Here is a 24,056-nt window from a genome sequence, read left to right as displayed (position 1 = left end):
TAATAAAGTGATTAAGCGGGCAATCTCTCAGCACCCGTTAAGTCAACCTGACAGACATGAACAAAACCTGAGTCTGTTTGTAAATAATTTTTTTGTAACCAAAGCGCGCTATCTTGGGCTTTTTCAAGCGAATCACAGACACAAAATAAGGTAGGCCCTGATCCTGAAATGCCTACAGCTAAATGACCTTGAGCGCTTAAATAGTCTTTAGCTTCGATAAATTTTGGTAACAAGTGCTGACGATAAGGCTCTGCAAGTACATCTTTGAGTACTGAAAATGCTTGTTGTTTATCATTACGGTGGCAAGCATCAACAAAAGTTGCTAAATTTTGTCCGAAAGTAATGGCGTCAGCACGACTGTATTGCTTGGGTAAAACATCGCGCGCAGCTTTCGTTGAGACATTAATACCTGGGTAAGCCATTACGTAGTAGCAATTATCAAATAGGGGCAAACTCTGGCTAATAAGCTGTTTGTCTGGCACCATTAATTGCAAACCACCTAAATAACATGGTGCGACATTGTCGTAATGCAAACTGCCACTTATTTTTGCCTCCATTTGACCCATCATAAATAACAGTGTTTTTTCATCAAAATATTGCTGATAGAATTCATTGAGTGCGACCAGAGCTGCGACTACAGAACAAGCACTTGAGCCCAAACCACTGCCAACCGGCATCTTTTTATCTAGTGTTAGTTGTACTTTTTTAACCGCTTGTTGCGCTTTTTCAAGTGCTAGGTTGTATAGCTCTAGACAATGCCAAACAATATTGTCTGTGGCCTTACCCGGTAGTTTATTGGCAAATTCACCAATCACAATCAGCTTATTCTCTGTGGCTAACTCTATAGTAACTACATCACCTAACAAAGTACCATCAATGGGCTTAACCGCTAGACCTAAAACATCAAAGCCAACGTTTAGGTTGCCTATTGATGCGGGAGCAAAAACAGATATAGTCATTAGTGCTGTTGCTCCCATGCTAATGTTCTTAATAGATCACCAAACACACCGGCGGCGGTAACCGCAGCACCTGCGCCATAACCGCGTAATACAAACGGTAGTGGTTGGTAATAACGGCTATGTATTGCCAACGCATTTTCACCATCTTTAACACTATAAAGTGGATGATCATTGGCAACAGCTTCAATGGCAACTTTACATTTTCCATGAACTATATTGCCGATATAACGTAAAACTTTACCTTCAGCTTTTGCGACTTTTACTCGTTGAGAAAATTCATCATCTATTTTCGCTAAGTTCTTCATAAATTCACTGACATCACCACTCGCATCAAAGTTTGCAGGTAACACTGATTCTATAGAGATATCTGATAACTCAAGCGGTATTCCTGCTTCACGCGCCATGATTAACAATTTACGCGCTACGTCCATACCGCTTAAATCGTCACGAGGGTCAGGCTCGGTAAAGCCATTTTCTTTGGCGATAGCGGTGGCTTGAGAAACGGTCATACCTTCTTCTAGTTTTCCAAACATATAGGAAAGTGAACCAGACAATATCCCTTCAAAACGTACTAATTCATCACCCGCTTTTAGCAAGCTTTGTAAGGTATCAATTACGGGTAAGCCAGCACCAACTGTTGTTTCATATAAGAAGCGACGGTTAGACTTCTGTGCTGCACTGCGCAACGCTTGATAGTATTGCCAAGAGTCAGTATTGGCTTTTTTATTTGGCGTTACAATATTAAAACCCTCTTCAAGGTACTCTACATAGCTCATCGCTAAAGACTCACTAGATGTTGAGTCGACTAATACCGGATTAATCAGATGATTCTCGCGGACAAAAGCCTTGATGTTTTCAACATTTACTGGAACAGCGTCACTTTTCATTTCTGCTTGCCAGTTATCTAAATCAATACCTTCAGTATTAAAAACCATACCTTTACTGTTAGCAATACCATACACCTTTAAAGAAATATTTTGCTTTTTAAGCTTAGGTTGTTGACGAGCAATTTGCGCAAGAAGCTCGCTACCAACGACACCACAGCCAACAAGGAATACATCAATAGTGGGTTTGTGGGTGAAGAAATTTTGATGACTGACTTTCATTGCATCAGTACATTTACGTTTTTCTACCACAACAGAAATACTACGCTCTGACGAATCTTGGGCAATAGCGATGACATTGACACGCGCTTGGGCTAATGAACTGAAAAACTTAGCAGCAACTCCTTGTTGATGATGCATACCGTCACCAACTAAAGAAATAATCGATAATTCATGTTGTAACTTCAACGGTTCAAGTAAACCATTGAGTAACTCTAGTTCGAACTCTTGTTGTAAGCTTAGTTCGGCTAATTCAGCATCGCTGGTGTGAATACAAAAACTGATACAGTATTCGCTGGAAGACTGGCTAATTAAGACTAAAGAAATTTTTTCTTGACTCATAGTGGCAAATACACGACTGGCCATGCCAACCATGCCTTTCATGCCCGGTCCTGATACATTGACCATGGTTAAATCATCAAGATTAGATATCGCTTTAACTTTTTTAGTTTGATCATCCTCGTTAGATATTAAGGTTCCTGGCGCAGCAGGATTACCGGTATTTTTAATCAAACAAGGAATATGAAATTGAGCGATGGGGCCAATCGTTTTTGGGTGTAGCACGCTAGCACCAAAATATGAAAGCTCCATCGCTTCTTGATACGACAAATAATCAAGTAATTTTGCTTCCTTTATTAGACGAGGATCTGCGTTAAACACACCATCAACATCCGTCCATATTTCACAACACTCAGCTTGAGCACAAACCGCGAGAACAGCGGCAGAGTAATCAGAACCATTGCGGCCAAGCGTCGTTACTTGCCCTTGTTTGTTAACACCGATGAAACCCGGCATTAAGGCAACTTTATTGAGATTGTTGTAATGGTTTTCGAAGTTTTCTTTTGATAAGACTAAATCAGCGACTGCATTAAGAGACGCATCATTGGTGATTAAAAATTTTTCTGGTTCAATAACAGACGTTTTAATACTTTGTGCGTTCAACACTGATTCGAGCAAGGCAACACTTAAACGCTCACCTATGCTGATAATTATAGCGCGGATATGATCCGGGCAATAAGACAACATAGTCGCACCCTGTAGATAACGTGAAAGCTTATGCTCCCAGTTTATAAGGACTTGCTCTGCATGTAATGGGCTGAATTTTGGTAAGCTGGCACCAAGATCATCAATAATGGTTATAATAGCTTTTCTGAAGTGTTCTAAATCATTCTGTAATTTTATTTCATCACTAATATTCTCTGCCATAGCCACTAAATGGTTGGTTACGCCTTGTGGGGCGGAAACAACGACGGCAACGGCAGAATCGTTACTTTTGTCAGCTATAATTTTGGCAACTTGCACAAAACGTTCTGCTGACCCTAGAGATGAACCGCCAAACTTTAATACACGCATTTTACTTCCTTTTTATTGTAAATTCTTTGCGAGCCAAAGAACTTGCAATGATTAAAACCTTAAAACAAAAAAAAGCCCGGAACCTAAGGGGTCACGGGCTTTTATTTATGTGTTTTTTACACGTCAGCCGATGACAACCATCCCATTGAGGGTGGTAGTGATAATAATAATGGTAATACGACGGACAAATGTTTTCATGGTTATAAAATGCCTGAGCAGTGTTTTACTGTCAATAGTTATTTATGAATAAAAAGTTATATTTTATTCATAAATAAGCAGTAAGAGGGTTTTATTTGGATAATAAAGCGAATATATTCAGTTTTTTAGGCTGGAATAGTCTCTTTTGCAGCGCAAACTATGTTTCTTCCAGAAGCCTTAGCGTCATATAAGGCAAGGTCTGTGCGGGATATTAAGTCTTCATAACGGGTGTCTGCTTCGGTGATGACTGCAACACCAACACTGGCGGTAACATTTATTTCGACTTCTTGAAAGTTAATGATATTTTTGCTGATCGCAACACGGATCCGCTCAGCAACATCTAAAGCGCCAACAAGATCGGTATTAGGCAGAATAATTGCAAACTCTTCACCGCCATAGCGACCGAATAAGTCACCTAAGCGCAGTAGTTCACTGATCACTTTAGCGGTTTCTATTAATACTATGTCGCCACCTAAATGTCCGTAAGTATCATTAAGTAATTTGAAATGATCTAAATCGAACATAATAAGCGCTAAACCATGCTGATAACGACGTGCGCGCGAAAATTCTTTTTCGAGACACTCTTCCCAATGCTTGCGGTTAAAGACTTGTGTTAAGCCATCGATACGATTGGCCTGTGCAAGCTCTTCAAGTGTTTTGTTTAGCTTACTTTGGTAATGGCATACATCGGTAACATCTTCGATAAGAATACAAACGTGCTCGTTAGCCTCTTTATTTTCAAGCGGCAAAAAGGTACAGTTTTGAGCCATAAAGTGACTGTCTGTCGTCATAGGGCGGGTATGAGGCAATTCAAAAAGGTGATGTCTTTGTTCCCATGAGCAAAAAGACTGGGTTTTTAGTTGAAAGACACTTTCAATTTTTCTTTTGAACCACTTTTCTGGCAGCTCAGGAAAGACAATAAAAATATCTTGTCCGATAACATTTTCAGGCTTTTTGTTAGCATGAATTTGTAAATACCGATTCCAAAATACGATATTGTATTGACTATCTATGATGAGAATACCGGTATTTAATTTGTTGGCAATATCAGGACAAATATCATCAGCAAGCATTTAGAACTCTTCCAAAATTCTGTCAATAACTGTTTTTATATTAATAATTGCTGACTCAGGAATAAACAAAACCATATCGCAATTAAATGAATAATCAGTAACTTGATAAGTTATTTTAACTTTTAAAGCTAAGTCCCAATTAAATGATTGTTGGGCAAGATGATCGGATATTGCACTTTGTGAACCCGCTAATAAACGCGGCGCACTGTAAGACATTTGATTATCTATTTGTTTAGCAAAAACATTTAAGAAGGTGGTGGTTAAAATAGAGCTTAAGTCGATAATTTGTTCTTCAACAGATAATTCATCAGGCTCATAGCCCAGTAAATCTGCAAGTCGATCAGAATCTTTTGGCTTGTACATAAGCAGTGCTTCACCGCGAATGCCTTCGTAACCAAAGAAGCCTTGACTTACTACCGCAGCAGAATTTTCATCACTGTTTAACGAGTTAAGCAGGCTTAGCGTACTGACTTGTTCAATACTAGGTACTTTTAAATAAACAAAGGTATTTAAGTATCGGGCAAGTTGGTCACTTGCTTGACCCATAGCAACATTAATTATTTCTTGTAAACAATCTTGCTGATCTTCATTTAAGTTGAGGTTGCTCATAAAAAACCATGATTTCTTAGGTTAGTGTTAAGGACTTCTAATTCAACTGGTTTACGTAAAAAAGCTTTGGCACCGAGTTCAAGTACTTTACTTTGCATTTCTGGTTGTATATCGGCTGATATAACAAAAATTGCCGGTGTAATGTTTTCATCTTTTAGGGTTTGGAGTACACCTAAGCCATCTAGAACAGGCATGGTGAGGTCTAGAAATAGAATGTCAAATACTTGACTGCGTAAAAGTTCAACAGCTTCTTGACCATTTTTTGCTAATTGTGCATTAGCTGATAGTTGCTCTGGTAAGCTACGTAAAACTTGTTTACGGGCCATATTAGAGTCATCACAAACAAGAACTGAAAAGCTCATGTAATGGGTAATCCTTTATTTTTTTTATTTTATGGCGTTAATCTACCTTAAATAAGCGGTACTGTTAATTAATAAAGTACAAAATGCTGATTTTTTATGCTTTTAATGACGATCTCTCTAATAATTGCACAATATAACAACAAGCTAATAATAATACGGTCAAAAATTAGTGATAATTTTGCCGTGATACTTTTATTTTTTTACCTAATTAGAAGGTGATTATTAGGTTAATTAACACGATAGACATTATTGTCGAAAGGGTATAAATCGCAATAGCTTTCCAGCTGTATGTTTTGAATTTCATCATTTATCTCTTCATCTATTGATTATAACAATGGCTAATAAATTGTCATATCCTGTGAATTTAAATTAGTATTCAAATACTAAGCGATATTCGTGCCACAATATAATGTAAGTTGAAGAAATTGTTGATAATTTTATTAGTCTAATACTGAATTGATTTTATCTTCTTTATAAAAAGATTTATTTGTTCGCTCATTTATCCCCTACGAGGATATTATGACCATTAAAGAGTCGGCCATTGTAATTGGTTTTGGTGGGATTTTAACCACGTTTTAGCTGAAGCGTAGTTAGGGTAGTTAAGCGCAACTAATTGCCAAAACTTAGTTGAATGATTCATGTGCCTAAGATGACAAAGCTCGTGAACTATTACATAATCGATAATCCATTTAGGCGTCATGGCTAATAAAGAACTGAAACTCAGTTCACTTCTACTATTACAGCTGCCCCATCTAGACTTATATAATCTGACTTTAAACGATTTGGGTAAAACACCAATTTTTTCCGCATAATGAGATAAGTTTTCATCAATATAAGCATAAGTTTGCTGCTTTAACCAAGCTTCAAGTTGTTGCTTTACATATTTATCTTGGTTCTTTATATCATCAGCTACTTTGATTTTTAATTTACTAGCGAGAGTCGCTATGATGATATCTTGATGAAGCGTTATTTCTGGAAATAGACCATAATGAATATCAAGTGTTTTAAGTTCGCCATTAATAAGCAATTGGCTATCTTTTTGATAATGATTATTTTGAGTGGCAGGTTGTGCGTTTTGCTCGGCAATTTTTCTGTGCAGCCAAAGGCTTTTTGATTTAACAATGTTCGCTATATCATCTTCAGAAACATATTTTGGCGCACGGATTATAATTTTTCCGTGCTTAACTTGTAAGCCAACCGTTTTTCTTTTAACGCTACGAATGAGCTGATATGACAACATAATTCAATATTATCTAGTGTTAAGTAAAGATAAATTCAAACCAGTACAGCGCACTTTATTTACTTGTGCTCGCTTTAGCCTTACGTGGCGCTTTTACTTTTGCTGTTGCTTCAATTTCTGGCGACGAGTCAGTGCTATTTACTGTTTCAACTGGTGCTGTAACGTTCTTTTTAGCAGCAGTCTCTGGCTTAGCTTTCTTAGCTTGCAAAGCAACAAGCACATCTTCACGATTCTTAGCTAGATAAATACAGAGTTCTTCACGCACTTTTTCATCAATATTAAAGCTGCTGGCTTCAAACATCTCGGCTAAGCTGTCAGCCATATCAAGCATTTTGTCATACTCGTCTGCTGCTTTTTTATCCATGAATGTTTCTACCTCCACACCTTGTCTAATGACGACAAATCGACTTTCAACTGCCATTTTTTTTCCCTTATAGGATCAATATTACGCTTGATGGTTTTATCATATACGATTTAAAACCGCTTATACAATCAAAATTAACTGTACAAAACAACAGTATCATACGAGGTTTTCATTAAAATACAATCATTTTATAAAACCTCGTTATTGATAAATACTGTTTTAACCGATAGTAACTATAGTAATCTTACTCTAAATTTACGACCTTTTAACTTGCCATCACTAAGTTTTTTAAAGGCTTGTTTGGCAAACTTTCGACTTACAGCTACATAAGCCCAGTTATCTGATAATTGAATTTTTCCCACTTCGCTAGCTGAAATAGTTTTATCGCCAGTTAGAGCGCCAAGGATATCGCCCGCACGTACTTTTTGCTTTTTACCGCCATCTATTTGTATTGTTGCCATTTTCGGAGAATACACCGAGGCGTTTAATACACTAGCGTCTGGCAGTAATTCGCCTTCGATAGTTCGGTCAAGGTAATCTTCTAATAAACCTATTTTGTAACTTTCTTTTTCACTGAAAAAAGAACAAGCAATACCTGTGCTACCCGCTCGGCCTGTGCGGCCAATACGGTGTACATGAATTTCGCTATCACGAGCGATATGATAATTAAATACTGCATCTAGCGCATCAATGTCTAAACCACGCGCGGCAACATCGGTGGCGACTAAAATTGAAATACTCTTATTGGCAAAGCGAACTAATACTTCGGTACGATCTCTTTGCTCTAAATCGCCATGTAAATCTTGAACATTAAAACCGTAATTACGTAGTTCATTGACAACAATTTGTACGTCTTTTTTGGTGTTACAAAAAACGATGCTTGATTCGGGTTGATGCTTTAATAACAATAAACGGATACCGTCGATACGCTCGCTGTCATTCTCTACCTTATAAAAATGCTGTGATATGGTGCTTTCTTCGTGATTCCCCTCAACGGTTACCTTGGTCGGTGATTGCATTATTTTTTTAGCAATATCGGCAATTTCTGCCGGGTAAGTTGCACTAAATAATAAGGTTTGTCGTTGTTGAGGAATTTGGCTAATAATAAAGTCAACGGAGGCTTGGAAGCCCATTTCTAGCATACGGTCGGCTTCATCGAGCACTAGCATATTCACATCGTCTAATTTCAATGTGCCTTTACCTAAATGATCTTCAATTCTTCCTGGCGTGCCAACAATGATATGAGCACCATGCTCTAAAGAACCGACTTGCGGGCCAAAAGGCATACCGCCACAAAGGGTCAATATTTTTATGTTATGGATGGCACGGGCCAATTTACGAATTTCTTTCGCTACTTGGTCGGCTAATTCACGTGTTGGACAAAGGATCAGTGTTTGAATACGAAAACGTTTTACGTCTAGTTTTTCTAAAACACCTAGGCCAAAGGCAGCGGTTTTACCAGAGCCTGTTTTACCTTGGGCAATAACGTCACCACCGGCAATAATAGTTGGCAAGCTTTGGGCTTGAATGTCGGTCATCTGTTGATAACCCATAGACTCTAAATTTTGAATTAACTCAGGTTTGAGTTGTAAGGTGGAAAAACTAAGCTGGCTCAACGGGAATTCCTTGGCATAAAAATAATACGTCATTTTACCTTGTTTAAATGCTTATTACTCGATAAAAAAACGAATCATATTGCCAGCACACTTTTCTGGTTGTTCAAGCGGTAACATATGGCCGGTGTCGGCAAGTGTTATTAAAGAAATCAGCGGCGATTGCGTTAAAATAGCGGTAATGCGCGTTAACTTAACCAGCGAGTCATTATCACCAATTAAGAACTGAATCGGGATGGCAAGCGTAGGAAGTTTTACTAATAAATTCTCGCGTTGGGTGGTCACTGTTAATTGATGGATAAGTGTATCCTTACCCAACTCAATATCCATTGCTCGAATACAGTTAATGATGCCTTGATTGTTGTGTTTGCTTGCATGCAGCAGGGCAGTTATACGTTTGCTGGTGATGCCTGAGTAACCATGCAATTTAACATAAGCAATCGTGCGGCTGCGCTCTTTTAATTGAGCAGGTGGCAACAAATAAGACATATTAGAAATAAGCAGTAGTTTGTTAATTTTATTAGGATATTTCAGCGCAAAAGCCGACGCGATATATCCCCCTAAAGAAAAACCCGCTAAATTTATTTTTCCTACTGGGAATTTTTGTTCAAGCGCAGTGACTATTTTATCAATACTATTTTCCACGGGGATGGCAATGTGGATAAGCTCCACATTTTCAGGTAAGTAAGTGATGCAAGCCTGCCACAGACGTTGATCGCACATGGTACCCGGTAGGCAATATATTTTAATCGTCATATTGTGTGTTCATAACAAGCTAAAAATAGATAACGCTACTGAATAACATCATCAAATAGTTGCACGTTAACCATTTCATTAGCGGGAACGTTGCCTTGGTTTGCCGGTAAAACAATATAACAGTTGGCCGTCGACATGCTGGTTAAAATTCCTGAGCCTTGACTACCTGTACTGGTAACTATCATCTCGCCTTGGTGATTGGTTGACAATATCGCCCGTTGAAAGTCCATGCGTCCGGCGCGCTTATTTAATTGGGTGGCTGTTTTTACTTTTAATAGCGGTAACTTTTTAGCTTGAGCATGCTGTAATTTTAATAATGCAGGTACTGCCAATTGATGTGCGGTGACCAAGGCTGAAACAGGGTTGCCGGGTAAGCCAAAAAAGTAACTATTAGGTAATTTTCCAAAAGCAAAAGGCTTACCGGGTTTCATGGCTATTTTCCAAAAACCAATTTCGCCTAATTGTTCAAGTATCAACTTAGTATAATCGGCGTCACCTACAGAAACACCTCCTGAGGAAATTACAACATCGGCTTGCTGATCGGCTTGTTCAAATGCAGTGCGTATTGCTTGTTCATCGTCAGCGATAATACCAAAATTAATCACCGTAACATTCAGCTTAGTCAACATCGCAATTAATGCATGGCTATTACTTTCATAAATATCACCGTCATTAAGGACTTCGCCCGGAGATTTTAATTCATCGCCGGTTGCTAATACTGCAACAGTAATTTTACGATAGACTTCTACTGTTGGTACACCTAAAGATGCCAGTACACCAATATCTATCGCCGAAAGTTTTTTACCTCGGCTAAAAACGGGTTGGTCTATTGCGATATCTTCACCGGTAAAGCGAATGTTATCGTTAAATTCTCGGTTTTCTAGGAATGTAATGCCGGTATCTTTTGCTTGGCAGTTCTCTTGCATTTCAACGGTATCACAACAACTTGGTAATTTTGCACCTGTCATTATACGAATACATTCACCGATTTTACATTCACCTTGAAAAGGCGCGCCAGCCATTGACCGGCCAATCATAGTTAATGTATCGGTCGTTTGTAAACTTGCCCATTTAAAGGCATAACCGTCCATGGCTGAATTATGATGAGGAGGAACATTTAATGGGCTCGAAATGTTGCGAGCTAGCACACGATTTAAACCCAATGCCAAAGAAACCGACTCAGTTTTATCGATCGGCGTAATCGCCGACAACATTTTTTCCATCGCTTGTTCGAAAGGTAATAATCCAGGAGCAGAACAACAATCAACCATAAGTAACTCTTCTTTTATATTTATTTTTACACGGCAAATTAGCACCGCCTGCTTGTTATTCCCATTCGCGTCTATTGCAATTTACTTAACGGCATAGGAATACGTTATTATGACGTAAATTTACTCATCAATAATACGTGTAAAGTGATGACTTTTTGATGCAAATCAAAATTACTTATCGTCTAGCCGTATTTTAATAGTGAAATAGTTTACTATACTTGTATTCATTAAATGAATTATTCGCCGAGCTTTTCTAGCTAAATCTTTTTTTAGAATGCTATTTAAGCCGTGGTTAATAGTAATTTTGCTATAACCACCAGGGTTAACAGGGAAACTTGTTAGCCTCCCTACATTTGGAAAGGTGAGATGTTAACAGACAACTTCGGTCGCAAGTTTTATTACTTGCGCCTCTCTATTACTGACGTTTGCAACTTCCGTTGCACCTATTGCTTGCCTGATGGTTATTCATGTGACCATGATCGTGATTTTCTATCCTTTGACGAAATTAAGCGTGTTGCCAACGCTTTTGCTCAAATGGGTACAGAGAAAATCCGTATTACCGGTGGCGAACCTTCATTGCGTAAAGATTTACCTGAGATTATTGCTGCTTGTAAGCAAACGCCCGGTATTAAAAAAGTCGCGATAACCACTAATGGTTATAAATTACCTGAACATCTGCAAGGCTGGCTAGATGCTGGAATTGACGCGATTAATATCAGTATTGATAGTCTTGACCCGCGCATGTTCCATTCAATCACCGGTCATAATAAGTTACCCCATATTTTAAAAGGCATAGATATGGCGTTGGCAGATGGTCGTGCAACAATTAAAATTAATACCGTATTAATGCGCGAATACAATGGTCACGACATTAAAACCTTTCTTGATTGGCTGAAAGTGACTCCGGTGACTTTGCGCTTTATTGAATTAATGCAAACGGGTGATAACCAAGAATTTTTTGATGCACAACATGTACAAGGTGCACGTATTAAGCAAAATTTAATATTAGATGGTTGGTTACCTGTAGTTAATGATAAAGCAGCAGGCCCAGCACAAGAGTTTTATCATCCTGATTATCAGGGTAAAATCGGTTTAATTATGCCGTACAGTAAAGACTTTTGTAATACTTGTAATCGTTTGCGGGTAAGTTCATTAGGTAAATTACATTTATGCTTATTTACCGAAGAAGGTTTACCGTTAAAAGAGTATTTACAGCAAGATGATATTGAGCCATTGAAAGCACAGATTCGCGCGATGATGACCGATAAAAAAGCCACACATTTTCTGCAAGATAAACTCACCGGTGCCACCAAAAACCTTGCGATGTTGGGTGGCTAAGATGAATGCAGCTTTGTTGAATCAAGGATGTTTAGGCGTAGTGCTAGCGGGTGGGAAATCTTCTCGTATGGGTAGCAATAAAGCTTTGTTAATGCGTAATAAGACGGCAGTAAATGGCAAAGAAAATATGCTCAATTTTAGTAAGAACTTGCTGAAAAATATTGGTATAAATAACATTGTCGTCAGTGGAAACATTGATGGGGCTGATGTTAACAGCGAAAATTTTGTTACTGACCAATTTGCAGAACTTGGCCCAATGGGGGGTATTTACAGTGTTATTAAAAAATACCAACCTAAATCATTATTGATATTACCGGTTGATTTACCTTTAATGACCAAGGAAACACTTGCGCAGTTAAAAATAAAAGGTGAGTTAGCTCAAAAAGCCTGCTTTTTTTCTGATCATTTTTTACCACTTTATTTACCTAACAATGCTTTTGTTGAGCAATTCTTTACCACGCATTTTCTCCAGTATTTGCAAGGTAATAAAGGTGGGTTAAGCGAAAAAAATAACCCTAAGAAAAATGGTCCGTCTATTCGTTCGATGTTTGCACAAGTGCCACATCAAGTTTTAGCTGTAAAGTCACCACAGTGTTTATTTAATACCAATACACCGCAAGAATGGCAACAAGCGCAGCAACGCTTTTCTGTGTGAATTTTTGCGTTTTTTATTTAACAATCAACAGAAAACTAATAAAATTTAGGAAAAATCATGAGCTCTTTACATAGCGGTAACGCTTTTATTCCCTTATCAATTGCGGTATTAACTGTTTCTGATACCCGTGATGAATCAAATGACACCTCAGGGCAAGTACTTGTTGAACGCTTAACTGAAGCGGGTCATAAACTTGCCGATAAAGTGATTGTTAAAGATGATGTTTATCAACTACGCGCCATTGTTTCAAAATGGATTGCTGACGATAATGTCCAAGCGATAATTTCGACCGGCGGCACCGGATTTACTGCTCGTGATAATACTCCTGAAGCCTTGGTACCTTTATTTGATAAAAATGTCGAAGGTTTTGGTGAAGTTTTCCGGGCTATTTCGCTTGATGAAATTGGCACGTCGACAATTCAGTCGCGAGCGTTTGGCGGCATTGCTAATAGCACAGTTATTTTATGTGTGCCGGGCTCAACTAATGCCTGTCGTACTGCTTGGGATAAACTCATTAGAGAGCAACTTGATGCGAGCCATCGCCCTTGTAATTTTGTACCTCATTTAAAAATGGCAGAAGTTTGTGAGACGCGCGACTAATGACTACTTTAGCAAATAATAACCATGTTAGCGCCTTAAGCCATGTCAACAAACGTGGTGAAGCAAATATGGTTGATGTCACCGATAAAGCGCTGACGTCACGGTCTGCGACGGCCGAAGGTTATATCCAAATGTCGGCACATACCTTGTCGTTAATTACCCAAGGTGATAATAAAAAGGGTGATGTATTTTCTGTCGCTCGCATTGCAGGTATTCAAGCAGCAAAAAAGTGCAGTGATTTAATTCCTCTTTGTCATCCGTTGATGTTAACTAAAGTAAATGTTGATTTCACCATCGATGAAGAACGTAGCCAAGTGCATGTGACAAGTTTATGTAAACTAACCGGACAAACGGGTGTCGAAATGGAAGCCCTAACAGCGGTTGCTGTTGCGTGTTTAACATTATTTGATATGTGTAAAGCCGCTGACCCTTTAATGGAAATTCACGGTATTCGTGTAATGACTAAGGAAGGGGGTAAATCAGGCTCTTGGCAAGCAAAAGCAGAGCAAGCTTTAGAAGATTCAAAGAATAAAGGATAAGCTATGATCAAAGTAATATTTTTTGCCGCGTTGCGAGAACAGCTCGGCTCTGCGGGTACTGAAATAAGTGCTGACCTTGCCACTACCGTCGCTGAAGTTAAAGTGGCGTTAGGTGAAAAAAATAATGATTGGCAACATTACCTCACCAATAATTCATTACTTTGTGCGGTTAATCATCAAATGGTTAATAATGATTTTTTGGTGAAAGCAGGAGACGAAGTGGCTTTCTTTCCACCCGTCACCGGAGGATAAAATAGTTAATATGGCGAGTCTCAATAATAAGTACCCAGAGATCAGTATTCAAACCGAAGACTTTGATCACGGTGTTGAAGTTAATCTGTTAGAGAATGATAATGTTGAAGATGGTGCCGTTGTTACCTTCAGTGGTCGAGTGCGCAATAATAACTTGGGTTTGAAAGTTAAAGGATTATTCCTTGAGCACTACCCTGATATGACTGAAAAGCTATTAGCTGAAATCATTGATACGGCAAAAAAACGCTGGGATATTGGCCGTGTAAAAGTCATTCACCGAATCGGCCAGTTAGCCATAGGTGAACAAATTGTTTTTGTTGGTGTAACTAGTAAACATCGTCAAGATGCATTTGCTGCTAATGAATTTATTATGGATTTTTTAAAAGTGGCCGCGCCATTTTGGAAAAAAGAACTCACTGAACTTGGTGAAACCTGGTTAGCAGCGAAAGCCAGTGATAAAGAAAAAGCACAGGCGTGGAGTAAATAGCTTTGGCATTAATGCTGGCGAGTATATCTACTCGTTTTTTATTGATAGCGCTACTTATGTTACCGATAACTTTAGTTGCGGCTAAAGACACGGCAAGTGAGAATGAAGCACCCTTGCGCATTGCCGTTGCTTCGAATTTTGCACCGACATTAAAACAGTTACTAGCTCGCTTTAATTCAAATCAAAAACAATTTTTATCACCAATTCTTATCGCGGCATCCAGTGGTACTTTATTTCTACAAATTGAACATGGCGCTACTTTTGATGTGTTTTTATCTGCTGACAGTGAACGACCACAATTATTATCAACAAGCGGCTTAGCGGTGAGTGGAAGTCTGCAAACCTATGCTTTTGGGCAGCTAGCTCTCTGGTCTGCAAAGGGTAATATTGACAGCGATCTCTTGGTAGCCCTTAATAATAATAAACATCGTCTTGCCATTGCTAACCCCAGGATTGCGCCCTACGGTAAGGCTGCTAAGCAAGTATTAGAAAATTTACAACGTTGGGATGATTATAAAGACCGATTAATTCAAGGAATTAATATTGGCCAAACGTTTCAGCAAACACGTTCGCAAGCGGTAAACTTAGGCATTGTCAGTAATAGTCAATTAGTGCTCAATAATTTTAAGGGAGTATTGATCCCCTCACATTTACATCAACCAATAAAACAGCAATTAGTTATTTTAAAGCACAGTAAAAAAATAGCCCAAGCCGAACGTTTTGTTACCTTGTTGATGAGTAAGCAAGCTCAACAGTTTATTACTGAATCAGGTTATGCATCGTCGAATGAGATCAATGCCAATGAGTAATACCCACCCAGATATGCTGGCGCTGATCACTACATTAAAAATGGCGGGCTTAACCACGGTTATTTTAATGTTAATTGGCACGCCACTCGCTTGGTATCTCGCTAAAATGAAAAGCCGTTCGAAAGTTTTTATTGAAGCATTAGTGGCTTTACCTTTAGTGCTACCACCGACAGTACTGGGATTTTATTTATTATTGTTGTTTTCTCCACAATACCTTCCAGGACAAATTTGGCAACAGGCAACCGGTCAACAACTAGCGTTTAGCTTCTCTGCTATTGTTATTGGCTCTGTTTTATACTCTTTACCCTTTGTTGTGCAACCATTACAAAAGGCATTTGAGCAATTGGGCGATGACTTATTAGAAGCAGCAGCTATGCTTGGTGCTAGCGCTTTCGATCGATTTTTTACTGTTGTTATGCCAATGACTAAAGCCAGTTTTATTACCGCAGCCAGTTTAGGCTTTGCTCATACGGTTGGTGAATTTGGTGTGGTCTTAATGATTGGCGGTAATATTCCAGGTGAAACCCGTGTGCTGTCAATTGCCTTGTTCGATCATGTTGAAGCGTTCGATTATGCACAAGCACACCTTATTTCAATAAGTTTAGTTATCTCATCGCTTGTTCTATTATCTTTAATTTATTTACTGAATCGGCCTGCTAAAAATAAACGAGTTAAATCAAAGAGGTTTAATTAATGGCTGAGCTAGCACTAAATTTCACCGTTGAGCATGACGAGTTTTCATTAACAATTGATGACAAAATATCTTTAACCGGTATCACAGGGATTTTTGGTCATTCTGGCTCTGGAAAATCAACCTTATTGAAAGTGATCGCCGGATTAGAACAACAAGCACATGGCAAGGTATTACTTGATGATGAATACTTATTTAATAGCGAGGAAAAAACGTTTGTTGCGCCACATCAACGTCGCATAGGTTTAGTTTTTCAAAATAGTCGCTTGTTTCCTCATTTAAATGTCGAAGAAAACCTACGTTTTGGGCAAAAGCGACATAAGAATTGTCGCTTAAGTTTTGCAGAAATAGTTGAACTCACCCAGCTTGAAAGCTTGCTCGATAAAGCGGTTACTCAACTCTCTGGGGGTGAGCAACAGCGTGTTGCATTAGCGCGTGCGATATTAGCTGAGCCAAGATTGTTATTACTTGATGAGCCCTTGAGTGCACTTGACGATAAAAATAAAATTATCTTGTTAGCTTTACTCGACAGGGTCAAGAGGCAGCTTGATTTACCAATGTTATATGTCAGCCATTCTTTAGATGAGCTTCAACAACTGGCCGATAAGCTATTAGTTATTTCTTCAGGAAAAGTGAGTCATCATGGTGATATTCACCACGTTATTCATCAACTAACCACCAATAACGAAATATTGCATCAAACCAGCTTATCATTGATGGTGAAAGAGCATTTACCCGAATACGGCTTAACAAGTTTACGTTTAGGCGAGCAACAAATATTTATTGCTTGTGACAACCCATCAGACAAAAAGAAAAAAGTGCGCTGCATTATTGCCGCTAGTGATATTAGCATTACTTTACATGAACCTATCGAAAGCTCTATTGTTAATCACTTACATGGCGAAATAACAGCAATTAGTCATATCATATCGTCTGATGGCGCTAATGCTCAAATGCTAATAACGGTTAATTGCTCAGCACAACCCTTTTTTGTCACCATTACGACTTGGTCGGCTAAGCGCTTATCGTTAATGCTGGGTCAAAGTATATTTATTCAATTTAAAGCGAATGCAGTACGTTCACTGCGTTAACTTTCTTTAGGAACTATTTAGCTGATGTTATCTCAACACGAACAACTACGTTACAGCCGTCAAATTATGCTCAATAAAATAGGTGAGCAAGGGCAGTTAGCCCTTCGTGAAGCCAAAGTACTAATCGTTGGTGTTGGTGGGCTAGGTAATCCGGCCAGTTTATATTTAGCGGCCGCCGGAGTAGGAACTTTATTTATTGCCGACGGTGATAAGGTTGAGATGACCAATTTACAGCGACAGATATTATTCACTGAAAATGATATCGGTAATAATAAAGCTGATGTTGGTGCTGAGAAATTGCAACAGCATAACAGTGACATTACTATTGAAGTCGTTGATGAGATGCTTGATGAAGAATTAGCAAACTATTACATTGAACAGGTCGATGTGGTCCTTGATTGCACCGACAATATCACCACACGTTATTTATTAAATAAAATCTGTGTTGAGCAAAAAACACCATTAATCGTTGGGGCGGCTACGGGGTTTGACGGTCAGCAATTAGTCATTGATCCTCGAAATCCAGCAAGTGCTTGCTATCAGTGCTTATTTCCTGAAAGTGAAAAAGCGCCGACCCAAAATTGTCAAACCCTTGGTATTGTCGGTCCGGTATTAGCGATTATAGCCGGTATGCAATCGTTACAGGCCATTAAATTATTAACAGGCAACACCATACATATTAATCAGTTAAATCTCTTTGATGGTTTATCAAATCAATGGCAACAATTTACCCTAAATAAACAGGACGATTGTCCGGTTTGTCGAACGAGTTAGATAATTCATGCTCATTAACGACACTGAGTTAAATGAACTAACTCAGTGTCGCTTCATATGGCTATGAGTGTCTACTCACTTTTGATGCTTTTTTTCTTATCTTCTGCTGCGATTGTTAGTAACGTTGTGGCAATATAGGCGTTAATTTGGTCTTCAAGTACGTTTAGAGGGACGGAACCATTTTTCAAAATTTGATGATGAAATTCGCGAACATCAAAATTTTGTCCCAATTCAGCTGCTGTTTTTTTACGGAGATTTCTGATGGTTATCTCACCAATTTTGTAAGATAACGCTTGTCCAGGCCATGATATATAACGATCAATTTCTGTTTTCACATTGTGTGATGAAAGTGCGGTGTTATCGGTCATAAAGTTTATGGCACGCGCTCTTGACCAGTCCATAACATGCATGCCGGTATCAACAACAAGACGGGCTGCCCGCCACATTTCATAGGTCAGGCGACCAAAATTACTATAGTGGTCTTGGTATATGCCGGCTTCAATACCTAACCATTCAGCATACAAGCCCCAACCTTCACCAAAAGCTGAAATATAGGCATTTCTTCGGTATGAAGGTAGGTTATCTAATTCGCCATTTAATGATATTTGCAGATGATGCCCAGGGACACCCTCATGTAAGGTTAAAGCGGGTAATACATAAAGGGGGCGTTTATCTAACGCGTAGGTATTAACCCAATAATAACCGGGCTGAGTATCATTTTGCGCCCTAATGTAGCGCCCAGTAGTATACTTAGGTGCGATGCTGTCTGGTACTGGTGCAACGCCATAAGGTGTGCGGGGTAAATGCTTAAAGAGTGCGGGTAATTTAGCATCCATTTGTTTGGCAATATACGCAGCTTCTTTAAGTAACGCTAACGGCGTTTTTGCATAAAACTGTTCATCAGTTCGTAAGAAATTGGTGAACTCAGAAAAAGTCCCTTTAAAACCAGTTTTTACAATGATTTCAGCCATTTCTTGACGAATACGTTTTACTTCACTCAAACCTAAGGTATGAATTTGCTCAGGTGTCATATCTGTTGTGGTGTAGTGTTTAACTCTATTGCGATAAAATTCATTACCGTTAGCTGTCGCCGAAACGCCAATAGTTTTACGGGCATTTGGAAAATACTCTTTGGTAAAAAATTGATAGTAGTGCTGATAAGCAGGAATAACTTTAGTTTTTAATAGCGCAATAAGCTGGCTTTTTTTATCAGAAAGCACGTCAGGTGCAATTAAATTTGACGCTGTGCTAAAAGGCTTAAGAAATTCAGAATTTTCAGCATGCTCAGGAATAAAGGCAAGTATTGACTGTTCATAGCCGATTAATACCGCTTGAGGTTGAGTGATCCCTGTCGATAATCCCTGCTGCATCCAATAAATGTTTTGATCAAAATATAGCGGAAGCGCCGATAATTTATTCAAATAGAAGTCGATATCTTTTTCTTTATTAAATGCTGTATTGTTGATGAAAAAACTTAAATTAGAGTGAAAGCCTGATTCAGCATTGAATGGCATGTAATGAGCTTTAAAATAATACTCAGCAATACTATTATCAAGTTGGGCTTTAATAATTGCATAATTAATTTTATTATCGTCTGACAGTGACGTTTGATTTATCTTTTCAAATGCTGCCGCGATAGTGAGACGTTGTTGGTATTTTTTTTCCAACATTTCTGGTGATAAATCAGGCCAATAGCTTTCTTCGTTTAGTGCTGCACTTTTTTGATAAATACCTTTACTGGCACGATGATCTAACAGTGCTTTAACCGTACTATCAAATTTTTCGTTAGCGGTGGTCTGTGGCGAGTTTTTGCTATTCATGGTGAGTTGACAAGCGCTAAGTGAAACAAGAATAGCGGGCACGACCAGAAACTTACACAAAGAAAAATTCATATTTTATTAAATTCCTACGGTTATAAACAGCTAATAAAGTAACGTAAATTTATCCAAGTAAATAGTATTGTACGACGAATTGTTCTTCTTATCCGATCAAGCACCTGACAAGTACAGCATTTGCGCGAAACTGAGTTTTCGTTATCTTAACGAAAAGCAGTTGAGTTTAGAGTATTTTTCTATAAATTGCCTTTATATGAATTAATTTTGCGTATTGGTTGTTTTAATTGGTTTTTGATTGCTCATTATTGCGGTTTTGTTAGAATTATTTATCGAAACAACGTACGAGCCGTCAATCATGTCACTTGAAAATCACTTTCTTCCTTTTAGAAATAATATCATTGGTCAATCATTAAGCCATGAAATCAATGGTAAGCAATTAGATATTGTTTATGCTGATTGGACTGCAAGTGGTCGACTTTATGCGCCAATTGAACATTATATCAGCCATACCTTAGGGCCTTTTGTCGCTAATACCCATACCGAAACTAATTTAACCGGGTGTGCGATGACGAATGCATATCATGATGCGCAAAAAATAATAAAACGCCATGTAAATGCCTGCGATAATGACGTATTAATCACGGCAGAAGCAGGAATGACCGGTGTTATTAATAAGTTTCAACGTATTCTAGGTCTACGTATTCCTGAGCGTATGCAAGAGCAAGTGAAGTTTGATGATTGTGATAAACCCGTTGTTTTCATTACACATATGGAACACCATTCAAACCAAACTACTTGGTATGAGTGTGATATCACGTTAGAGATTATTGACCCTGACAGCCATGGTTTACCATCGCTTGAACATCTACAATTATTGTTAGAAAAGTACCAAGCTAGAAAAGTAAAAATAGGCTCGTTTTCTGCTTGTTCCAATGTCACTGGCATTAAAACCCCTTATCACTTGTTAGCAGAAAAAATGCACGAACACGGCGGCTTATGTTTTGTTGATTTTGCTTGTTCAGCACCTTATGTTGATATTGATATGCATCCAACAAATTCCAAGCAAAGTTTAGACGCCATTTATTTCTCTCCTCATAAATTTCTTGGTGGGCCTGGCAGCTCGGGAGTGCTTATCTTCAATAAAGCGCTCTATAAAAACAGAGTACCCGATCACCCCGGAGGTGGAACAGTCACTTGGACCAACCCATGGGGAGAGCACAGCTTTTTCAATAATATTGAAATGCGTGAAGATGGCGGAACTCCTGGATTTTTACAGTGTATTCGTACTGCCTTGGCGATAAAAGTAAAGAACGCTATGGGCGTTAACAACATCACCGCCCGTGAAAAAGAAATTACTGATTATGTAATGACTGAATTAGCCAAAAATGACAACGTAGTGATGCTAGAAAAGAATGTTAAAGACCGTTTAGCTATTGTTTCTTTTTACATACCTAATGTTCATTATAATTTAGTGGTACGATTGCTCAACGATAAGTTTGGTGTTCAAACGCGTGGTGGTTGTTCATGTGCGGGCACTTATGGTCATATATTATTGAATGTTGATCATGATACGTCTAACAAAATCACTGAAAAAATTAATAGGGGTGATTATGCTGAAAAACCTGGTTGGATACGTGCGTCATTTCATCCTACGACCTCTGATAAAGAAGTCAGGTATATTGTTGAAGCGATTAATCAAGTCACTGAAAATATTGTTGAATGGGCGAAAGAATACCGTTTTAACCCTGCTACAGGAGACTTTGAACATAAAAATTCTGCGGTTGAATATCCAAGTCTCAATGACTTTAATGCCTTAGTGCTACCCGATGTTGCAAGGATAGACACTCAATGTCAGGGGGATCTAGTACAAAATCACGTGGCTGAAATTAAAACACCAGCTTCATTATTTAAGAAAATATTTGGCTAGTTACTGAATGTCATCCGAATGAGTGGTGTAATGATTATTTTTCAAAGTGAATGATCATTTCCGCAGCCACACAATGACATTCGTCTGGGCATTCTGGGCATTCATAGCCTTGCTTACTGAGTTCATTCCAGCGTTCTGGATGTTCTTTAATTAACACGCCACCACATTTAGTGAAATATTTTACTGCGCTATTACCGGGGCTTTGTTTCCATAAATGACTAACACCCGCATTTGCACCTTGTTTAATTGCTGCTTGTGTTGATAATTTGAGTAGCTGACTGCCAACACCGTAACCACGATAATTCTCATCAACGGTATTACATTTGAAATAACAAACTTTTTCGCTGGGTTGTTGCCATAATTCAGGGCTGCACCAAGCGTCAATTTCCCATTGATTAATGGCGTAAGTTAAGCGAAAACCTATCAGTACGTTATCTAGATAAGCGACAAAGTTTGCATTGATTTCGCTACTATCAGCTGCTTTTAATATACCTTTTCTATACCAGACGCCCATGTTTGAGTCGTCAATATAACCAGCACCATGAACAGCCGTGCCTAAGGCAATTATTGCTGAAAAATCGCTGGGTAACATTTCACGATATAAGACTTGAGACTTTACTGAATTAAACTGTTTTTTCATTTTTTATATTTGTTTAAATAAAGTGATTTTTAGAAAATTGATCTTAGCAAATTTCCTATAAATACGGTAAAGTTTCTGTGGTTTTCTTTCTTAAAGTAGTTTTGAAAAATGTACGATCCTTTACACGATAAATCTCCTGGTTGTGGTGCCCCATACCCTAAAAGTTACTGGGCTGAAAATGCAGATGTTGAAACAAATGCCCCAGCAAGTGACGGACAAATCAATCAAGACGTAGATGTTGATGTTGCTATTATAGGCGCTGGTTATACCGGGCTTTCTTGTGCGCTACATTTAGCGCGTGAACATGGTATTAAGGCGCATGTGTTAGAGGCAAATCAAACGGCTTGGGGTTGTAGTGGGAGAAATGCTGGCTTTATTCTCAAGTCTTCAGGACGTAAGTCTTATAGCGATATGGCGCAAAAATGGGGTGAAGAAGTGATGCGCGGCATTTATGATGAAATGTGCGCTGGCGTTGAAACGGTAAAATCACTGATCGCTGAAGGTATTGACTGTGACGTACAAACGCGTGGTTTTTTAAAAGTAGCGCATAAGCCGAGCAAATTAGCTGAGCTTATTAGCCAAGCAAAACTGCAACAAAAAACCTTTGCAGGTATTAAAAATAGTGATGTGGAGATTTTAACGAGAAACGAAGTTCGTCAACAATACATGGACGATAAAAATGCTTATGGCGCGATTCGCTATCAAGACGGTTTTGGTTTAAATCCGTTGAAACTGGCCTGGGGCTATCAGCGATTAGCACGTGAAGCCGGCGCTAAAGTTCATACCAGCTCTCCAGTGTTAGATATTTTAGATGAAGGGCACCAACAAAAATTGATAACACCTCAAGGTGTTGTTACGGCTAAAAAGATTGTTATTGCTACCAACGGATATACACCTAAAGGGTTTCATTCATTAACAACCGATCGAACGTTGCCGGTACTTTCACAAATTATTGTCACCGAACCTTTGTCAGAGCAGCAGTTAGCCGATTGTAACTTTTTAACGTCGAATGTAGTGATGGATACACGAGCGCTAAAATACTATTACAGAAAGCTGCCCGACAACCGCATTCTATTTGGTGGGCGTGGCGCAATAACGGGCAAGTCTGCTGATGATCCTTATTACGCACAGCGTTTGTTGGCAGTGTTAAAAACAAGTTTTCCACCGTTAGCTAAGTTAAACTACCAGTATGCTTGGTCAGGTTGGATCTGTATGTCGCTAGACGACTTACCTCATATTTATCAAAACCCTAAGAAAAATGTTTTTTATAGCATGGGTTACTGTGGCTCTGGCGTGTCATTTTCGGTGCAAGCAGGTAAGCGGTTGGCTGAAAAAGTCGCTGAAAAAGCTATTGATTCTAAAATAGAAAACTTGCCTCTTTATAATTGTCAGTTACCAAAATTTCCGTTTGCACCATTGCGACGAGTTGGCCAATGGGGATATTTTCATTATGGAAAGATTAAAGATGAGTGGCTCTAGCCATTTTTCTTTGCAAGGTACTCAACTATAATAACGGG

The 24,056-nt window shown here is 38.7% G+C and carries 24 protein-coding genes and 1 riboswitch; of the genes, 12 read left to right on the top strand and 12 right to left on the bottom strand.

The window, feature by feature from the left end; translation table 11 throughout:
• Positions 1–11 precede the first annotated feature (11 nt).
• The 10 genes from thrB to moeA form a co-directional block, all read right to left on the bottom strand.
• The gene (gene thrB / locus H4J75_RS01705) at positions 12–959 is read right to left on the bottom strand and encodes a homoserine kinase (RefSeq protein WP_182221168.1); all 948 of its coding nucleotides are present in this window, start codon (positions 957–959) and stop codon (positions 12–14) included.
• Entirely contained in the window at positions 959–3,415 is a 2,457-nt protein-coding gene (gene thrA, locus H4J75_RS01700; protein ID WP_182221167.1) for a bifunctional aspartate kinase/homoserine dehydrogenase I, read from the bottom strand. Before thrA ends, thrB begins: the two co-directional genes overlap by 1 nt.
• A gap of 323 nt (positions 3,416–3,738) precedes the next feature.
• Complete coding sequence (locus tag H4J75_RS01695; protein WP_182213223.1) at positions 3,739–4,686, bottom strand: sensor domain-containing diguanylate cyclase; 948 nt, start codon at positions 4,684–4,686, stop codon at positions 3,739–3,741.
• Entirely contained in the window at positions 4,687–5,295 is a 609-nt protein-coding gene (locus H4J75_RS01690; protein ID WP_182213225.1) for a chemotaxis protein, read from the bottom strand. It abuts the gene before it with no gap.
• Positions 5,292–5,657 (bottom strand): response regulator, encoded by a 366-nt coding sequence (locus H4J75_RS01685; protein ID WP_070374832.1) that lies wholly within the window; start codon positions 5,655–5,657, stop codon positions 5,292–5,294. The genes H4J75_RS01690 and H4J75_RS01685 overlap by 4 nt, the downstream gene beginning before the upstream one ends.
• A gap of 526 nt (positions 5,658–6,183) precedes the next feature.
• Positions 6,184–6,897, bottom strand: coding sequence for a M48 family metallopeptidase (locus H4J75_RS01680; protein ID WP_182213227.1), 714 nt, complete (start codon positions 6,895–6,897; stop codon positions 6,184–6,186).
• A gap of 55 nt (positions 6,898–6,952) precedes the next feature.
• On the bottom strand, positions 6,953–7,318 hold the full coding sequence (locus H4J75_RS01675; protein WP_070374830.1) for a YebG family protein: 366 nt from the start codon (positions 7,316–7,318) through the stop codon (positions 6,953–6,955).
• A gap of 176 nt (positions 7,319–7,494) precedes the next feature.
• A complete protein-coding gene (dbpA, locus tag H4J75_RS01670; RefSeq protein ID WP_182213229.1) occupies positions 7,495–8,910 on the bottom strand; it encodes an ATP-dependent RNA helicase DbpA in 1,416 nt (471 codons plus the stop codon).
• Between the two features lie 21 nt (positions 8,911–8,931).
• Complete coding sequence (locus H4J75_RS01665) at positions 8,932–9,630, bottom strand: alpha/beta fold hydrolase (RefSeq protein ID WP_182221166.1); 699 nt, start codon at positions 9,628–9,630, stop codon at positions 8,932–8,934.
• 35 nt (positions 9,631–9,665) lie between these two features.
• A complete protein-coding gene (moeA, locus tag H4J75_RS01660; RefSeq protein ID WP_182221248.1) occupies positions 9,666–10,901 on the bottom strand; it encodes a molybdopterin molybdotransferase MoeA in 1,236 nt (411 codons plus the stop codon).
• 229 nt (positions 10,902–11,130) lie between these two features.
• A riboswitch (molybdenum cofactor riboswitch) is annotated at positions 11,131–11,281 on the top strand.
• Between moeA and moaA the strand changes: the two genes are divergently transcribed.
• From moaA to H4J75_RS01610, 10 genes are all read left to right on the top strand, one after another.
• Complete coding sequence (gene moaA / locus H4J75_RS01655; RefSeq protein WP_182213234.1) at positions 11,268–12,239, top strand: GTP 3',8-cyclase MoaA; 972 nt, start codon at positions 11,268–11,270, stop codon at positions 12,237–12,239. It overlaps the preceding riboswitch by 14 nt.
• Before the next feature lies 1 nt (position 12,240).
• Positions 12,241–12,894 (top strand): molybdenum cofactor guanylyltransferase, encoded by a 654-nt coding sequence (locus H4J75_RS01650; protein ID WP_182221165.1) that lies wholly within the window; start codon positions 12,241–12,243, stop codon positions 12,892–12,894.
• Positions 12,895–12,951: 57 nt separating this feature from the next.
• Positions 12,952–13,494 (top strand): molybdenum cofactor biosynthesis protein B, encoded by a 543-nt coding sequence (gene moaB / locus H4J75_RS01645; RefSeq protein ID WP_182213237.1) that lies wholly within the window; start codon positions 12,952–12,954, stop codon positions 13,492–13,494.
• Positions 13,494–14,033 carry a cyclic pyranopterin monophosphate synthase MoaC gene (moaC, locus tag H4J75_RS01640; RefSeq protein ID WP_070374824.1) on the top strand — a complete coding sequence of 180 codons (540 nt, stop codon included), beginning with the start codon at positions 13,494–13,496 and terminating at the stop codon, positions 14,031–14,033. The genes moaB and moaC overlap by 1 nt, the downstream gene beginning before the upstream one ends.
• A 3-nt stretch (positions 14,034–14,036) precedes the next feature.
• The gene (moaD, locus tag H4J75_RS01635) at positions 14,037–14,285 is read left to right on the top strand and encodes a molybdopterin converting factor subunit 1 (protein WP_182213240.1); all 249 of its coding nucleotides are present in this window, start codon (positions 14,037–14,039) and stop codon (positions 14,283–14,285) included.
• 10 nt (positions 14,286–14,295) lie between these two features.
• Positions 14,296–14,772 carry a molybdopterin synthase catalytic subunit MoaE gene (gene moaE, locus H4J75_RS01630; RefSeq protein WP_070374822.1) on the top strand — a complete coding sequence of 159 codons (477 nt, stop codon included), beginning with the start codon at positions 14,296–14,298 and terminating at the stop codon, positions 14,770–14,772.
• Positions 14,773–14,783: 11 nt separating this feature from the next.
• The gene (modA, locus tag H4J75_RS01625) at positions 14,784–15,581 is read left to right on the top strand and encodes a molybdate ABC transporter substrate-binding protein (protein ID WP_259364643.1); all 798 of its coding nucleotides are present in this window, start codon (positions 14,784–14,786) and stop codon (positions 15,579–15,581) included.
• Positions 15,574–16,275 (top strand): molybdate ABC transporter permease subunit, encoded by a 702-nt coding sequence (gene modB, locus H4J75_RS01620; RefSeq protein ID WP_182221164.1) that lies wholly within the window; start codon positions 15,574–15,576, stop codon positions 16,273–16,275. Before modA ends, modB begins: the two co-directional genes overlap by 8 nt.
• Positions 16,275–17,363 carry a molybdenum ABC transporter ATP-binding protein gene (gene modC / locus H4J75_RS01615; RefSeq protein WP_182221163.1) on the top strand — a complete coding sequence of 363 codons (1,089 nt, stop codon included), beginning with the start codon at positions 16,275–16,277 and terminating at the stop codon, positions 17,361–17,363. Before modB ends, modC begins: the two co-directional genes overlap by 1 nt.
• Before the next feature lie 24 nt (positions 17,364–17,387).
• Positions 17,388–18,137 carry a HesA/MoeB/ThiF family protein gene (locus H4J75_RS01610; RefSeq protein WP_182221162.1) on the top strand — a complete coding sequence of 250 codons (750 nt, stop codon included), beginning with the start codon at positions 17,388–17,390 and terminating at the stop codon, positions 18,135–18,137.
• 71 nt (positions 18,138–18,208) lie between these two features.
• Here the strand turns inward: H4J75_RS01610 and H4J75_RS01605 are convergent, their stop codons facing one another.
• Positions 18,209–20,029 (bottom strand): DUF885 family protein, encoded by a 1,821-nt coding sequence (locus H4J75_RS01605; RefSeq protein WP_182221161.1) that lies wholly within the window; start codon positions 20,027–20,029, stop codon positions 18,209–18,211.
• A 298-nt stretch (positions 20,030–20,327) separates the two neighbouring features.
• Here H4J75_RS01605 and H4J75_RS01600 point away from each other — a divergent pair, with 298 nt between their 5' ends.
• Complete coding sequence (locus H4J75_RS01600) at positions 20,328–21,899, top strand: aminotransferase class V-fold PLP-dependent enzyme (RefSeq protein ID WP_182221160.1); 1,572 nt, start codon at positions 20,328–20,330, stop codon at positions 21,897–21,899.
• Between the two features lie 34 nt (positions 21,900–21,933).
• Here H4J75_RS01600 and H4J75_RS01595 read toward each other — a convergent pair whose 3' ends face one another.
• The gene (locus tag H4J75_RS01595) at positions 21,934–22,539 is read right to left on the bottom strand and encodes a GNAT family N-acetyltransferase (protein WP_259364642.1); all 606 of its coding nucleotides are present in this window, start codon (positions 22,537–22,539) and stop codon (positions 21,934–21,936) included.
• 108 nt (positions 22,540–22,647) lie between these two features.
• Between H4J75_RS01595 and H4J75_RS01590 the strand changes: the two genes are divergently transcribed.
• Positions 22,648–24,018: an FAD-binding oxidoreductase gene (locus H4J75_RS01590; RefSeq protein ID WP_182221159.1), complete on the top strand. Its 1,371-nt coding sequence runs from the start codon at positions 22,648–22,650 to the stop codon at positions 24,016–24,018.
• The last annotated feature ends 38 nt before the right edge of the window (positions 24,019–24,056 follow it).

The sequence above is a fragment of the Colwellia sp. BRX10-1 genome (assembly GCF_014077545.1).
Lineage (GTDB): Bacteria > Pseudomonadota > Gammaproteobacteria > Enterobacterales > Alteromonadaceae > Colwellia_A.
The sequence above is the reverse complement of the archived record's forward strand: the minus strand, read 5'-3'. Positions and strand labels throughout refer to the sequence as shown.

Excerpts from the sequence above, each read along its gene's own strand:
- thrB (WP_182221168.1), bottom strand. The coding sequence starts at position 959 with ATGACTATATCTGTTTTTGCTCCCGCATCAATAGGCAACCTAAACGTT.
- thrA (WP_182221167.1), bottom strand. The coding sequence starts at position 3,415 with ATGCGTGTATTAAAGTTTGGCGGTTCATCTCTAGGGTCAGCAGAACGT.
- H4J75_RS01695 (WP_182213223.1), bottom strand. The coding sequence starts at position 4,686 with ATGCTTGCTGATGATATTTGTCCTGATATTGCCAACAAATTAAATACC.
- H4J75_RS01690 (WP_182213225.1), bottom strand. The coding sequence starts at position 5,295 with ATGAGCAACCTCAACTTAAATGAAGATCAGCAAGATTGTTTACAAGAA.
- H4J75_RS01685 (WP_070374832.1), bottom strand. The coding sequence starts at position 5,657 with ATGAGCTTTTCAGTTCTTGTTTGTGATGACTCTAATATGGCCCGTAAA.
- H4J75_RS01680 (WP_182213227.1), bottom strand. The coding sequence starts at position 6,897 with ATGTTGTCATATCAGCTCATTCGTAGCGTTAAAAGAAAAACGGTTGGC.
- H4J75_RS01675 (WP_070374830.1), bottom strand. The coding sequence starts at position 7,318 with ATGGCAGTTGAAAGTCGATTTGTCGTCATTAGACAAGGTGTGGAGGTA.
- dbpA (WP_182213229.1), bottom strand. The coding sequence starts at position 8,910 with ATGACGTATTATTTTTATGCCAAGGAATTCCCGTTGAGCCAGCTTAGT.
- H4J75_RS01665 (WP_182221166.1), bottom strand. The coding sequence starts at position 9,630 with ATGACGATTAAAATATATTGCCTACCGGGTACCATGTGCGATCAACGT.
- moeA (WP_182221248.1), bottom strand. The coding sequence starts at position 10,901 with ATGGTTGATTGTTGTTCTGCTCCTGGATTATTACCTTTCGAACAAGCG.
- moaA (WP_182213234.1), top strand. The coding sequence starts at position 11,268 with ATGTTAACAGACAACTTCGGTCGCAAGTTTTATTACTTGCGCCTCTCT.
- H4J75_RS01650 (WP_182221165.1), top strand. The coding sequence starts at position 12,241 with ATGAATGCAGCTTTGTTGAATCAAGGATGTTTAGGCGTAGTGCTAGCG.
- moaB (WP_182213237.1), top strand. The coding sequence starts at position 12,952 with ATGAGCTCTTTACATAGCGGTAACGCTTTTATTCCCTTATCAATTGCG.
- moaC (WP_070374824.1), top strand. The coding sequence starts at position 13,494 with ATGACTACTTTAGCAAATAATAACCATGTTAGCGCCTTAAGCCATGTC.
- moaD (WP_182213240.1), top strand. The coding sequence starts at position 14,037 with ATGATCAAAGTAATATTTTTTGCCGCGTTGCGAGAACAGCTCGGCTCT.
- moaE (WP_070374822.1), top strand. The coding sequence starts at position 14,296 with ATGGCGAGTCTCAATAATAAGTACCCAGAGATCAGTATTCAAACCGAA.
- modA (WP_259364643.1), top strand. The coding sequence starts at position 14,784 with ATGCTGGCGAGTATATCTACTCGTTTTTTATTGATAGCGCTACTTATG.
- modB (WP_182221164.1), top strand. The coding sequence starts at position 15,574 with ATGAGTAATACCCACCCAGATATGCTGGCGCTGATCACTACATTAAAA.
- modC (WP_182221163.1), top strand. The coding sequence starts at position 16,275 with ATGGCTGAGCTAGCACTAAATTTCACCGTTGAGCATGACGAGTTTTCA.
- H4J75_RS01610 (WP_182221162.1), top strand. The coding sequence starts at position 17,388 with ATGTTATCTCAACACGAACAACTACGTTACAGCCGTCAAATTATGCTC.
- H4J75_RS01605 (WP_182221161.1), bottom strand. The coding sequence starts at position 20,029 with ATGAATTTTTCTTTGTGTAAGTTTCTGGTCGTGCCCGCTATTCTTGTT.
- H4J75_RS01600 (WP_182221160.1), top strand. The coding sequence starts at position 20,328 with ATGTCACTTGAAAATCACTTTCTTCCTTTTAGAAATAATATCATTGGT.
- H4J75_RS01595 (WP_259364642.1), bottom strand. The coding sequence starts at position 22,539 with ATGAAAAAACAGTTTAATTCAGTAAAGTCTCAAGTCTTATATCGTGAA.
- H4J75_RS01590 (WP_182221159.1), top strand. The coding sequence starts at position 22,648 with ATGTACGATCCTTTACACGATAAATCTCCTGGTTGTGGTGCCCCATAC.